Source organism: Butyricimonas faecihominis, from assembly GCF_033096445.1.
Taxonomy (GTDB): domain Bacteria; phylum Bacteroidota; class Bacteroidia; order Bacteroidales; family Marinifilaceae; genus Butyricimonas; species Butyricimonas faecihominis.
On record NZ_AP028155.1, the window covers coordinates 607,256 to 620,325 of the forward strand.

A 13,070-nucleotide genomic window follows, 5' to 3' on the forward strand; every position below is an offset into this window, starting at 1 on the left:
TATGAACTCATTTAATCCAAAAATGCCGTTAACGGGGAGCTGGCCTGTGCGTGGCGGTATTGTTTGGCAAGTTTTGCCTCGAATGCCATGCGTCCGGCCTCCACGGCCAGTTTAAATGCCCGTCCCATTTCTACCGGGTTAGGCGATACGGCGATAGCGGTATTCACCAGCACTGCGGCAGCACCCATTTCCATGGCAGCGGCGGCGTGGGAGGGAGCCCCGATTCCGGCATCCACGATTACCGGGACGTTACTCTGTTCAATGATGATCTCCAGCAGGTCGCGGGTCACCAGCCCTTTGTTCGTGCCGATCGGTGCACCTAACGGCATCACGGTGGCGGCCCCGGCATTTTCAAGGTGTTTGCAAAGTACCGGATCGGCTTGAATGTAGGGTAACACCACGAATCCCAGCTTTGCCAATTCCTCGGTCGCTTTCAGGGTTTCAATCGGGTCCGGCAACAGGTACTTGGGATCGGGATGTATTTCCAGTTTTAGCCAGTTCGTGCCGAGAGCTTCTCTCGCCAGTTGTGCGGCGAACACGGCCTCTTTGGCGGTTCTCACGCCGGAAGTATTGGGTAACAAGGTGATATGAGGTGCTTTCAGATGAGCCAGAATATCATCATCCTTACCGTCCATGTTCACGCGTTTCAGCGCGACGGTTACGAGTTGTGATTCGGATGCCAAGATGGCATCTTCCATCAGTTGATTCGATGCGAATTTACCGGTTCCGGTAAATAAGCGTGAGGTAAATTCTTTGTCTGCTATTTTTAAAGCCATACTAATTTTAGATTTTAAATTTTAGATTGAACTCCTCCGTCAGCTTCGCTGCCACCTCCTCTATAAACAGAGGAGGAGCTGGTGACTCTTCCCAAAGATGAAGAGTAACTCAACTCTCCCTCTGTTTATAGAGGGAGTACCCCGAAGGGGGGAGGGAGTTCTTTTATATTCAATTGTTCTACCGTTTCTCTCGTCTTTCCCGTTATATCCTCGCTATTTTTCAGCAAGGAGGAGAGGGCGATGCCCGTTACTCCCGTGCTTAATATCGGTTGAATGTCATCCTCCCGGATGCCTCCGATGGCGTGGACGGGGAGATAGATGCCCTCTTCCCGGCAGGCTTCCATGATCTTTCGGTAACCTTCGAGACCGAGGACCGGGCTGAGACGCTTTTTCGTCGAGGTGTACGTGAACGGGCCCAGACCGATATAGTCTACCTGTTGACGAAAACGGGTCACCACGTCTTCAAACGTGTTGCACGTTCCCCCGATGATCTTCGAGTAACCGAGAATCCGGCGGGCTTCAAGGGGATTCATGTCCTCTTTTCCCAAGTGTACCCCGTCGGCATCCAGCTCAAGGGCGATGTCCACGTTGTCATTGACAAGGAACAAGGCCCCGTGACGTTTGCAAATCTCTTTCACGGTGCGTCCGACACGGATAAACTCTTCCCGGTCAGCCTCTTTCATCCGTAGTTGCACCCATCGACACCCTCCCTTGCACACGGCCTCCACCTGTTCGGGAATAGAAACTCCTTCCTTGTAGTCGGTGATGTATTGCAAGGGAATCCGGTACAAGTCAACTTCCGGGGCGGTGCTTTCCACGCGGTTATGCATCCCTAGGTTCGTGTCGTTAGAGCGGATAAATCCCGCCACGTAGTGCTGCCCCAGCCGACAAGCGTCGGGGAGGGGATAGCCGAGCGTGAGATACGAGGCGATGGCCGAGGAAAGAACGCATCCCGTCCCGTGTTTCCCGTGTCTTGCCCGTGTCACCGAGAAGGTGTACACCTTGTCTGGGGTGACCAGTCGGTCGGAGGCCAGCGCCCCGTCGTTATGACCGCCTTTCCAGAGGATGTTGAGTTTCAGGCTGCGGGCCAGCGCTTGCAGGCTTTCCACGTCCGGGTGATTCCCGAAAAGTGTTTTCAGCTCGTCCGTGTTCGGGGTAATCAGGTATATCTTTCGAAGTATATCCTGCAACTGAGTTAGATTCTCCCCGTCATGGAACTGGAATCCGGCGCTGGCTTTCAGTATCGGGTCCCAGATAATCCTTACCTTGGGGAGAGCCGTCCGGAGATAGTTCACCACTTGTTCCAGCGTGTCGAAACTTTCGATCAACCCGATCTTGACGTAAGTGGGGCTGAACTCCCGGAACAGGACTTCGCATTGCCGGATGATCTCGTCCGGCGTGAGCCACTTCGTCCCGAGGTACGTGTTTTGATTCTGGAAGGTGATGGAACTGCTCGTTCCAAGTCCATATACCCGGCAACTTTCGAACGTTTTGATGTCAGCCGTCACCCCGGCCCCGGAACTTTGGTCAAATCCGGCAATACTTAGCACCTCGTCGGGCAAGATGTTGGTGAAACGGGCAACGGCCTCCGACGGCTGTTCCCACACGTGTCCCAGCAAGGCGACCCCGCGGAATCCCATTTTCCGGCATTCCGCGACTTTTTCCGCGGTGATACCTCCCAAAGCGATTACGGGTACGCGTCTCTTTTGTAAGTTTTCCTTCAGGTATTTCGGGGCGAAGGCCGACGGGTATCCCTGTTTGGAAATGCTGTCAAATACCGGGCTGAGAAAGACGTAGTTCGGCTCGAAAGGCAAGGCGTCGATTTCCTCGAAGGAGTGACACGACACGCTCACGTGGGCGAGTCGATCCCGTCCGGTGAACGTCCGTGCCTCGTTGTATTTCAGGTGAATCCCTCTTAACCCGTACTCTTCTGCCAGTTCGAAGTGGTCGTGCAGGACGACACGTTCCCGGAAACGCGGCCGGATGCCCCGGATGTAGCGTTCCAGCGTGTCCCGGTCTGCTCCCGGCTTTCGCAGGTGCAGCAAGTGCAATCCGCTTTCAAAGAGCTTGTTCACGATATGCTCTTCGTCAGGCAGGGTGCGGGGAGGGGTGATGATTACGATCATGTGTATGTGGTTTGAACTCTATCCTTCTTGTTCATTTATCTTTTTCCTCAACTTCTCGCTGGCACGCATGGAGCAGAAATGTTCCCCGCACATGGAGCAGAAATGAGCCTCTTTGTGTCCCTCGGCGGGTAACGTCTCGTCGTGGAAACGCAAGGCTTTTTCAGAATCCAGCGCGAGATGGAACTGGTCTTTCCATCGGAACTCGAAACGGGCCTTGCTCATGGCGTAATCCCGGTAGTAAGCGGCGGGGTGTCCCTTGGCAAGGTCGGCGGCGTGGGCGGCGAGTTTGAAGGTAATCACGCCTTCTTTCACGTCGTCCCGGTTCGGCAGTCCGAGGTGTTCCTTCTGGGTCACGTAGCAGAGCATGGATGTCCCGAACCAGCCGATCATGGCACCACCGATGGCGGAGGTGATGTGGTCGTAGCCGGGGGCGATGTCCGTCACGAGCGGTCCGAGGGTGTAGAACGGGGCTTCGTCACACCATTCTTGCTCTAGCCGCATATTTTCCCGGATTTTCTGCATCGGCACGTGTCCCGGTCCCTCGATGATCACTTGCACGTCATGCTTGGAAGCCACCCGGGCCAGTTCTCCCAGCGTTTTCAACTCGGCAAGCTGTGCCTCGTCGTTCGAGTCGGCGATGCAACCGGGACGCAACCCGTCACCGATGGATACCCCGACGTCGTATTTGGCAAGAATCTCGCAGATGTCCTCGAAATGCTCGTACAAGAAACTTTCTTGTTTGTGGGTCGTACACCAGTGTGCCATGATGGCTCCCCCGCGGGACACGATTCCCGTGAGGCGTTTCAGCGTCAGCGGCACGTGATGCCAGCGTAGCCCGGCATGGATCGTGAAGTAGTCCACGCCTTGCTCGGCTTGCTCGATGAGCGTGTCGCGGTAAATCTCCCACGTGAGGTCTTCCACCTTGCCCCGCACCTTTTCCAGTGCTTGGTACAATGGCACGGTTCCCACGGGTACGGGCGAGTTACGGATGATCCACTCGCGTGTCTCGTGGATGTTTTTCCCGGTTGACAGGTCCATGATCGTGTCGGCTCCCCAGCGGAAGGCCCACACGGCTTTTTCCACTTCCTCGGAAATAGACGAGGTGATGGGGGAGTTCCCGATGTTGGCGTTGATCTTCACGAGGAAGTTACGCCCGATGATCATCGGCTCGCTCTCCGGGTGGTTGATATTCGCGGGGATGATGGCCCGCCCGGCGGCCACTTCCTGACGCACGAATTCCGGGGTGATATATTCCGGGAAGTTCGCGCCCAGCGGCTCGCCTTTCTCTTTCTTGTAGGTCTCCCGGATCTTGTCGACCATCTGGTTCTCGCGGATGGCGATGTATTCCATTTCCGGGGTGATGATTCCCTGACGGGCGTAGTACATCTGCGACACGCGGTGTCCCGGTTTCGCCACTCTCGGCGTGGTGTTCACGTGTTCGAAGCGCAAGGCATCGAGCGAGCGATCATTTTGGCGTGCCCGGCCGTACTCGGAACTCAGTCCTTCCAGTTTCACGGTGTCATTCCGGTCGGCAATCCATTGTTCCCGGATCTTGGGCAGTCCCTTGTGCAAGTCCACCGTGTAGTTCGGGTCCGTGTAAGGTCCCGATGTATCGTAAACCACGACAGGCTCATTCTCGATCTTCGTCCCGTCCGTGTCAACCGTGGGCGTGAGGTTAATCCGGCGCATCGGCACCTCGATGTCAAACATCTCGCCCTTCACGTAAATCTTTTCCGACCCGGGTAGCGGGCCGCTTGAAATGGTAAATTCTTGGCTCATATCTTATTTAATTGAAAATTGACAATTGACAATTGAAAATTACAGTGGACGTGCTTGAAAACGGGGAATTTCATTTTCCATTTTCAATTTTCCATTTTCAATTGATTCATCCTCCCTGTACTGCCTTGATGATGATAATTTTGCTACCATCTTGAAGCACGGTTTTACCCCAGTCGGGACGGGGAATGACGTTGAAATCCACGGCGATGGCAATGTTGCCCGTCGGGATGGCGTTGGCTTCCAGTACTTCGGGGAGTGTCGTGCCGGGGGCGCATTCGAAGGATTTGTCGTTTATAAATACTTGCATTGTATATAAATTTTTAACTTCTAACTACCCCCTCTAGCTCCCACTTACACAGGGGGAGAACTCGCTACATTGTAACATTGTGGCGTTTCTCGCGTCCGTTTCTCCCCCTGTGCAAGGGGGAGCCAGAGGGGGTAGTCCACTCTAAATTTTAAACTCTAAATTCTAAACTTTTTTCAATCCTCCGGGAAGTCTACAATGAAATCCAGCTTGTATTATAACTCTTTCCCTCCGCCGGCATTACCCGGATCAGGTTCATGGGTATAATCTCAGCCCGTTGTATTACCCTGCCTTCTCGCGGCAGGTAGAAGTGTCGGGAAAATCCCTCGCTTCTTAGGCACCCCTTCAGAATATCTCATGGCAAAGCTACGGATAAATTTTAATACCTGCAACGACAAGTATTAAAAAGTTACAGGAGATGCTACCCCTTAACTTGTGACTTCATCGGCTGATAGGATTTCCCACAAATGTTTTTTCATGTCCACGTGGCCGTTGGGACGGAAGGTGACCCCTTCGTTTTCGAGTAGCGTCCGTTGTTCGGTCCATCCCGGTGCGGTCTGTCCGGCACTGTTCACGACACGGTGGCAGGGGAGCGTCTTGTCGTCCGGGGATTGTGCCATTGCCCGGCCTACCCACCGGGCGTGTTGCGGTCGTCCCGCCAGCGCGGCGATCCTGCCGTAGGTGAGTACTTTTCCCCGCGGGATCTGCCGGGTGATCTCGTACACGTCGTTGAAAAATTCCCGTAATGTTTCGTCCATATTCAATTCTTGCTCCAGCGTAAAGGTATTAAATTTATCGGTAACAATAGCTCGTGCAGGCTCGTTTCGTGTCAGGGCATGAAGGTGGAAAATCAAGGAACGCGCGGGGGTATACATAGAGCCTTTTTTCTTGACAAAAGTAATAAATAATGGAATTCCTGCCAGTTTTCGTGTAAGATGCTGGTTATCTTCACTGTAGGTTAACGTCACCTTCGGTAGTCATTCGGTAAGTGTTCGACAAGTGTTCGATAAGTGTTCGACAAGTGTTCGATGTAAAAGCGAACACTTACCATGCATGATTTGGTAATTTAACGAAAATTTAGTATATTTGTTGTTAAGGTGCCTTTAAGCATTGTTGGAGGATTACAGGAACGTTTAACAAGGAGGTGTTATGAAAAAGAAGAAAAAAATCACGCGGCCGGCCGGCAAGCGACCGGAAACCACCCGTTGCGACGGGGTGACCACGTACTACCGGAAAGGTAAAGTATGCCATTGCAGTAGCAAACGCCCCCCCGGGTCGAGGGAGGAACGTGACCGCCGCCGCGCCGCCCGTACCTTGAACCAGCGCCAGCGGTCCAGCGTGTTCGCCCTCGTGTCGCGGCTCGTGAAAATCCTCACGCGAAAGCTGCGGGACCTCAACGCGTGGGTGTCCCTCGCGAAGGCAACGAACATGACTCCCGCGAATCTCTGCCACAAGGTCAACGGCACCGCGTGCGACGAGAACGGCGTGGCGAACTTCCGCGCCTTTATATTCAGCGTCGGGTGGCTCGCCGTGCCGCTCTTCACCCGCGTCACCCGTCGCGGCTGGGAGATCACCATCGAGTGGCGACCCCACGGCGTCCCCAACGAGACGAGGGACAAGGATACGCTTGTCATCGGCTACTTCTACGATTCCTTGCCCGACGCGCCCCGCGTGCTTCACTTGCCCAACGTCACCCGTGCCGGACGGGTAGCCACGTTCACGCTGCCCGATCCCGTGACGGCAACCGGCAAGCCCCTCTCCCCGGACGAGATTGTCCACCTTTATCCCTACGTGGCGGGTTTCGGGCAGGACGAGTTTTCCACTTCCGTCTATCTCCGTGTCGCCCGCGACGTTGACGAGATTCTAGGGTGAGATCGCACCTTGAATGTTTTCCTAGTTTATAAACCTTATAAACCCTAAAATTCCGAGGTAAAGTGGAACACCAGTTTCTTGTAATTCACTTGCGCCATTTGCAGCATGTACTGTGATTCGGCGAGAAATACGTCACGACCCCACTTGTCCTTGGCCATGTACTGTGCCTTGTGGAGACGGAAATCTTCCAATTCCTTCGGGTCGAGAGCCTCGATCCAGCAAGCCTTGTAAAGATTGATATTTTCCCAGCGACAGGCGGCGCTGTACTCGTGCAGCAAACGGTACTCGATAACCTCGAACTGGAGCGCACCTACGGTTCCAATAATCTTACGATTGTTGAACTGGTTCGTGAATAATTGGGCCACCCCTTCGTCCATGAGCTGGTCGATACCCTTGGCCAGTTGCTTGGATTTCATGGGATCAGCGTTCTCGATGTATTTGAAGAGTTCCGGGGAGAAACTGGGAATACCCTTGAAATGAAGTTTCTCGCCTTCCGTCAGCGTGTCACCGATCTTGAAGTTACCCGTGTCGTGAAGACCCACGATGTCACCGGGGTACGCCTCGTCGATAATGGATTTCTTGGATGCCATGAACGCCGTGGGGGTGGAGAACTTGAGGTTCTTGCCCAAGCCGACGTGCAGGTAGTTGGTGTTACGTCGGAACACGCCGGAACACACTTTCACGAAGGCGATACGGTCGCGGTGGTTGGGGTCCATGTTGGCGTGGATCTTGAAGACAAAACCGGTGAATTTCTCCTCGTCCGGTTGCACGAGACGCTCGTCCGTCTCGCGGGGAAGCGGGCTGGGAGCGATTTCGATGAAACAATCCAGCATCTCGCGGATACCGAAGTTGTTCAGTGCCGATCCGAAGAACACGGGGGCCAGTTGCCCGTCAAGGTATGCCTCCCGGTCGATGGCGGGGTACACTTCCCGAACGAGTTCGAGGTCTTCCCGCAACTTGTCGGCCGAGCGTTCACCAATATGCTCGTCGAGTTCGCCGGAATTGATGTCGTTGATCTCAATGCCATCCTGAATGGTCTGCACGCTTGCCGAGTAGAGGCAAAGGTTCTCGCGGTGTATGTTGTAAATACCCTTGAACTGGTCACCGTTACCGATGGGCCAGCTTAACGGGGTGACTTGTATTTGCAACTCTTTCTCGATCTCGTCCAGCAGGTCGAACGGGTCCTGACCGGGGCGGTCAAGTTTGTTGATAAACACGATGACCGGGGTTTTGCGCATCCGGCACACTTGCATCAGCTTGCGGGTCTGCGTCTCCACGCCTTTCGCTGAGTCAACGACGATAATCACGCTGTCGCAGGCCGTCAGCACGCGAAACGTGTCCTCGGCGAAGTCTTGGTGACCGGGGGTGTCAAGAATGTTGATCTTCACGTCCTTGTACTCGAAACCCATGACGGAAGTGGCCACGGAGATCCCTCTCTGGCGCTCGATCTCCATGAAGTCGGAGGTGGCCGTTTTCTTGATCTTGTTCGACTTCACGGCTCCCGCCACGTGTATGGCGCCACCGAAAAGCAATAATTTCTCCGTTAAGGTCGTTTTACCCGCGTCGGGGTGACTGATGATACCGAACGTGCGTCGTTTTAATATTTCTTCCTTGAAACCCATGCTGATTACGTGTTTTTTTTAGCGGGTGCAAAGATAGGAAAAGGAATTCAGAATTGAAAATATGGAGGGATAGGATTGAAAATAAGGATTATTTTTCTTAAATTTGTGGAATATGGGGCGTTTCGTGAGGTAAAAGTGTAATTTAATTGCAATTATGAGAAGATGTATTTTTACTATCGTAATAGTAGGTTTTATGTGTGGATGCGAGAATGTTTTTGATGATGCTATCTTGAGTATGGATGAAGAGAAAATAGGCTTAACAAGTAATTCCGTTATTCCTCCTCCGATTACAAATAATTTTGTTGATTCATTTAGGTTTGCATTTGAAAGTGTTCAAATTATATTTAATTTAGAAACAGAATATGAACATTGGTATCTTGATAATCAGTTAACACAGATGGATCCGGTAGTAGTGATTACACGACCTCAATTTTTATTGCGTCAATTTTATATCAAAAAAGAAAAAATTCGGGAGTATGATTGGAATGGATACCTTTTAATCGCTTTACATGAATGGTATCATATAGAGTATGGTTGTGGAGATAACGAAAGGGATCATGAACGAATGCTAACGGATGTTGTCTATCACAGGTGGATTCAAAGAATTTTTGGTTGTAGAGAGAATCTTGCGAAGTATTTTGTTTATATCGGGTTTGAAGATACTGAAAAGTATAAGGCTTTAAGCGATGAAGAAAAAATGCTTGTGGAGTTGATTAAAGTAAATTTTAGAATTAAAAAATAGAAAAATGATTAAACTGCTTACTTTGTTAATGCTTTTGGTTGAAGGCTCGGAACGGGATTCGACAGGTTGTGACGGAACAGGTATTCCGGCTTGTTTACAGGAATATTTCCAACACGTGAAGGATAGCGTGAGAGAGCCGGATTTGAATGATGTTTTTATGGTGGTTAGCCCCGTGGAGAAGGGAAAGGGTGTTTATCGGGTGACGTGGAACGATACGATGCAGTTTACGACGCCATCGATCGAGTATCATCTCGAAACAAAGGGATATTATTTCATGCTTGATCATGTTAATATTGACGGTAGCAAGATTGTTCACTCAAACTATCGGGGAAAGGGAGAAAAGCCGTTAGCCCTACCAAGATTTTCGGTACGGACGTTACCTAAGACATTTTTGTCGAAGGTAAAGGTTATGGATTTGAATAAACGATTCGAGGAAATGAAAGGGAGTAAAGAGAAGATGTTAGAGTTCAAGGAAGAGTTCGAGAAAAAACGAATATGGGTAGTAGATGAGACTTTTATGACGGGTGATTTAATCAGACTGGTTGAAACGAGTTTTGCATTCGTGACTATTTAAGAGTGTGATAAATCGAGTGAGAGGGGTAGGTGTGTTTGAAGGCGGCTTTTGATACACCTCTTTCTTTTTGTTGGAGAATGTCGTGGTTCGGGAAAAAAGAAGTACTTTTGTAATAGTTCGTGTCATTTTAATGAAAAAGAGACTATGGAAAAGTATATAGGAGCGCACGTGAGTGCATCGGGAGGAGTGGAGAACGCGCCGTTGAACGCCCGCGAAATCGGGGCGACGGCTTTTGCCTTATTCACGAAGAACCAGCGGCAGTGGAAGGCGGCACCGCTGACGGCGGAGAGTATCGCACTGTTCAAAGAACGCTGCGAGGAATTCGGGTACACGCCTCGACAGATATTGCCGCACGACAGTTATTTGATTAATCTCGGTAACCCGGATGCGGATGCGCTGGAGAAGTCGCGGGAGGCTTTCCTCGACGAGATGCAGCGCTGCGAGCAGTTGGGGTTGGATCGGTTGAATTTTCACCCCGGCAGTACGTTGAAGAAGATCAGCGACGAGGAATGTCTGGCGCTGATCGCGGAGTCGATCAACCTGACGCTGGATAAGACCCGCGGCGTGACGGCGGTGATCGAGAACACGGCGGGACAGGGATCGAATCTCGGCTACACGTTCGAGCAGATCGCCTATATTATCGACCGGGTGGAGGACAAGAGCCGGGTGGGCGTCTGCATTGATACCTGCCATTCTTTCGCCGCGGGTTACGATTTGGCGACATCGGGAGGATTCACCGAGACGTTCGAGCATTTCGACAACGTGATCGGGTTCAAGTACCTGCGGGGAATGCACCTGAACGATGCTAAAAAAGAGCTGGGTTCACGGGTGGACCGCCACGATAGTTTGGGAAAAGGAACGTTGGGCATAGAGCCTTTCAAGTGGATCATGGAGGACGAACGGTTTGACGGTATACCATTGATACTGGAAACGCCGGACGAGGCGTTGTGGCCGGAGGAAATACGGATGTTGAAGGGTTTCGTGAAATGATACCGGTGCGTGCGTCTGTGAAATGGTTGTTGACGGCGGTGGTTGTCCTTTCGGAGATACCTCTCGTGGCACAAGTCTTGCCGGGGGAAGAGGGTATGCTTGAACGGGGAGGGCGCCTCCCCGGTGAGGTGAGCATGGAGGCGCTTGTCGACAGCGTGGCCCGGTGGGGGCGGACGGAACGGGAGAAAGTGATCGTGCTGGCGGGATGGTTCCGTGAGTACATGGCGATTGACGCCGGGAAGTTCCTCACGGGAGGGCCGGACGGGGATTACCGCGAGGTGTTGAAGGAGAGGAAAGGAATTTGCGGGGATTTCACGGGGTTGTTCGGGGAGTTATGCAACAGGCTGGGGATCGAGAACGAGCGGGTGGAAGGGTACGTGGCGGAGGATGGTCGGGAGCGTGGGGAAACGTGTCGCCGGACGAATCACGTGTGGAATGCCGTGCAAGTGGCGGGAGAGTGGTGGCACGTCGATATGATGTGGGCCGTGGGAGCGTTGGGGAGAGATGCGGCGGGGGAATGGGTGTTCAGACGGCACTGGAACCCGGAGTACGTGTTGACGCGGGGAGAGCAATTTCTGACCACTCACATGCCGGCTGATCCGGCGTGGCAGTTGACCGACAGGCCGTACGCCATGGACGCGTTTATCGAGGGGAATTTGACGGAGGGTGAGCGGGGAGATTATTATAATTACACGGATAGTATCGCGGCCTTCCGGCGCTTGCCGAGGGATGAACGACAGATGCTTTTTGCCCGGCGGGCGAACCGTTTTAACCCGCGGAACAAGGAGGTGATGGCGGTGACATACTATAACGAGGCGGTTTTCCTGTTGAATTATAACCGGAAGACGCAGGCCGTGTTGACCCGGGCGAGGGCGTATTTCAGGATCGCGGAAGAGTACGCTAGGGATTTGCCCGGCGTGAAAGAGAGTATTGACGAGGGACTCCGGAACGTGGAGGCTCTAATTAAATAGAGGATGAAAATATTACATACTTCAGACTGGCACCTTGGAAAGCGGTTGAATGACCGGGAGCGTGCCGGAGAGCAAGTGGCCGTGATGGACGAGATTGTGCGGGTGGCTGACGAGGAGGCCGCGGATGCGGTGATCGTGGCGGGGGACTTGTTCGACACGTTTAACCCACCCGTGGAGGCGATCGAGTTGCTTTACCGCACGTTGCATCGGTTGGCACGGGGCGGGCAGCGTTTGGTGGTGGCTATTGCCGGGAATCACGATTCACCGGACCGGGTGGATTCGCCCGACGTGCTGGCACGGGAGAGCGGGATTTTCTTTGCCGGGAACCCGATGATCGTGTCGCAGGAGACGCGAACGGAAGGCGGGGTGACGTTGGTCCGGTCGGACGAGGGGTTTGCCGAGTTCCGATTGCCGGGGTTCGATTACCCGTTGCGGGTGCTACTTACCCCTTACACGAACGGGCAACGGGCCAAACGCTACATGGGCACGGAGGATGCCGACGAGGGGTTGCGGGTTTTCCTGCGGGATCATTGGGCAGGGTTGGCCAACAAGTATTGCGACACGGAGGGGGTGAACCTGTTGGTGGCCCATCTTTTCATGGCGAGGGAGGGCGGTGAGTTGCCCGAAGAGCCGGAGGACGAGCGACCGATCAATATCGGTGGTGCCGATGTCATCTATACTTCGTTGATTCCTCCCGCCATGCAGTACGCCGCGCTGGGACACCTGCATCGCTGGCAAACGGTGGACACGGAGCCTTGTCCCGCAGTATATAGCGGTAGTCCCTTGAGTTACAGTTTCAGCGAGGCCGAGCAGGATAAATACGTGACGCTCGTGGACCTTGAACCGGGATGTCCGGCTCGTGTCACGAAGCGTCGGCTGACGAGCGGGCGTCCCTTGGTGCGTGGCCGTTTCGAGGGGGTGGAGGCTGCCTTGCAATGGCTCGCGGAACATCTCGACACGTGGGTAGAACTGACCGTTGCCACGGATATTTTCCTTACGGCTCAAGAAGTGAAATCTCTGCACGCCGCGCATGACGGTATTGTTTGTATCATCCCGGATGTGCGTGACGCTTCTCTCGTGAACGATCGTGTGGCTTCTATCCACGACTTGCGCTCGGACGTTAACGCCCTCTTTGCCGAGTACTTCCGCCAGCGCAAGGGACAGGAACCGAATGAAGAAATCAGGTCGCTTTTCCGCGAGGCGTTGTCGATGGATGGCGATTCGAGGAAAAGTGACAGTTAAAAGATAAAAGTTAAAAACTAAAAGATGAAACTTTCTAAATTATCCCCCGTGGTTGTCTTCGGTAAGTTACAA

General features: G+C 53.0%; 12 protein-coding genes. 6 read left to right on the top strand and 6 right to left on the bottom strand.

Annotated elements, in window-relative coordinates:
- Positions 1–11: 11 nt before the first annotated feature.
- The 5 genes from R8806_RS02585 to R8806_RS02605 form a co-directional block, all read right to left on the bottom strand.
- On the bottom strand, positions 12–776 hold the full coding sequence (locus R8806_RS02585; protein WP_034503127.1) for a thiazole synthase: 765 nt from the start codon (positions 774–776) through the stop codon (positions 12–14).
- A 125-nt stretch (positions 777–901) separates the two neighbouring features.
- Positions 902–2,902, bottom strand: coding sequence for a thiamine phosphate synthase (locus R8806_RS02590; RefSeq protein WP_124317050.1), 2,001 nt, complete (start codon positions 2,900–2,902; stop codon positions 902–904).
- Positions 2,903–2,920: 18 nt separating this feature from the next.
- On the bottom strand, positions 2,921–4,681 hold the full coding sequence (gene thiC / locus R8806_RS02595; protein WP_124317051.1) for a phosphomethylpyrimidine synthase ThiC: 1,761 nt from the start codon (positions 4,679–4,681) through the stop codon (positions 2,921–2,923).
- 106 nt (positions 4,682–4,787) lie between these two features.
- Entirely contained in the window at positions 4,788–4,988 is a 201-nt protein-coding gene (thiS, locus tag R8806_RS02600; RefSeq protein WP_087419968.1) for a sulfur carrier protein ThiS, read from the bottom strand.
- Positions 4,989–5,413: 425 nt separating this feature from the next.
- Entirely contained in the window at positions 5,414–5,743 is a 330-nt protein-coding gene (locus R8806_RS02605) for an MGMT family protein (RefSeq protein WP_118305091.1), read from the bottom strand.
- A 391-nt stretch (positions 5,744–6,134) separates the two neighbouring features.
- Between R8806_RS02605 and R8806_RS02610 the strand changes: the two genes are divergently transcribed.
- Positions 6,135–6,857 carry a hypothetical protein gene (locus R8806_RS02610; protein WP_151411457.1) on the top strand — a complete coding sequence of 241 codons (723 nt, stop codon included), beginning with the start codon at positions 6,135–6,137 and terminating at the stop codon, positions 6,855–6,857.
- 44 nt (positions 6,858–6,901) lie between these two features.
- Here the strand turns inward: R8806_RS02610 and R8806_RS02615 are convergent, their stop codons facing one another.
- Complete coding sequence (locus R8806_RS02615; protein ID WP_124317053.1) at positions 6,902–8,479, bottom strand: peptide chain release factor 3; 1,578 nt, start codon at positions 8,477–8,479, stop codon at positions 6,902–6,904.
- A gap of 154 nt (positions 8,480–8,633) precedes the next feature.
- On the opposite strand from R8806_RS02615, the gene R8806_RS02620 reads away from it, so the two are divergent.
- The 5 genes from R8806_RS02620 (at position 8,634) to R8806_RS02640 (ending at position 12,998) form a co-directional block, all read left to right on the top strand.
- Positions 8,634–9,221, top strand: a complete 588-nt coding sequence (locus tag R8806_RS02620) for a hypothetical protein (protein WP_151411458.1) — start codon at positions 8,634–8,636, stop codon at positions 9,219–9,221.
- Positions 9,222–9,225: 4 nt separating this feature from the next.
- Positions 9,226–9,795, top strand: a complete 570-nt coding sequence (locus R8806_RS02625; RefSeq protein WP_151411459.1) for a hypothetical protein — start codon at positions 9,226–9,228, stop codon at positions 9,793–9,795.
- A gap of 144 nt (positions 9,796–9,939) precedes the next feature.
- Positions 9,940–10,785 (top strand): deoxyribonuclease IV, encoded by an 846-nt coding sequence (gene nfo / locus R8806_RS02630; protein WP_124317686.1) that lies wholly within the window; start codon positions 9,940–9,942, stop codon positions 10,783–10,785.
- The gene (locus R8806_RS02635; RefSeq protein WP_124317687.1) at positions 10,782–11,756 is read left to right on the top strand and encodes a transglutaminase domain-containing protein; all 975 of its coding nucleotides are present in this window, start codon (positions 10,782–10,784) and stop codon (positions 11,754–11,756) included. Before nfo ends, R8806_RS02635 begins: the two co-directional genes overlap by 4 nt.
- A 3-nt stretch (positions 11,757–11,759) precedes the next feature.
- Complete coding sequence (locus tag R8806_RS02640) at positions 11,760–12,998, top strand: metallophosphoesterase family protein (RefSeq protein ID WP_124317688.1); 1,239 nt, start codon at positions 11,760–11,762, stop codon at positions 12,996–12,998.
- Positions 12,999–13,070 lie beyond the last annotated feature (72 nt).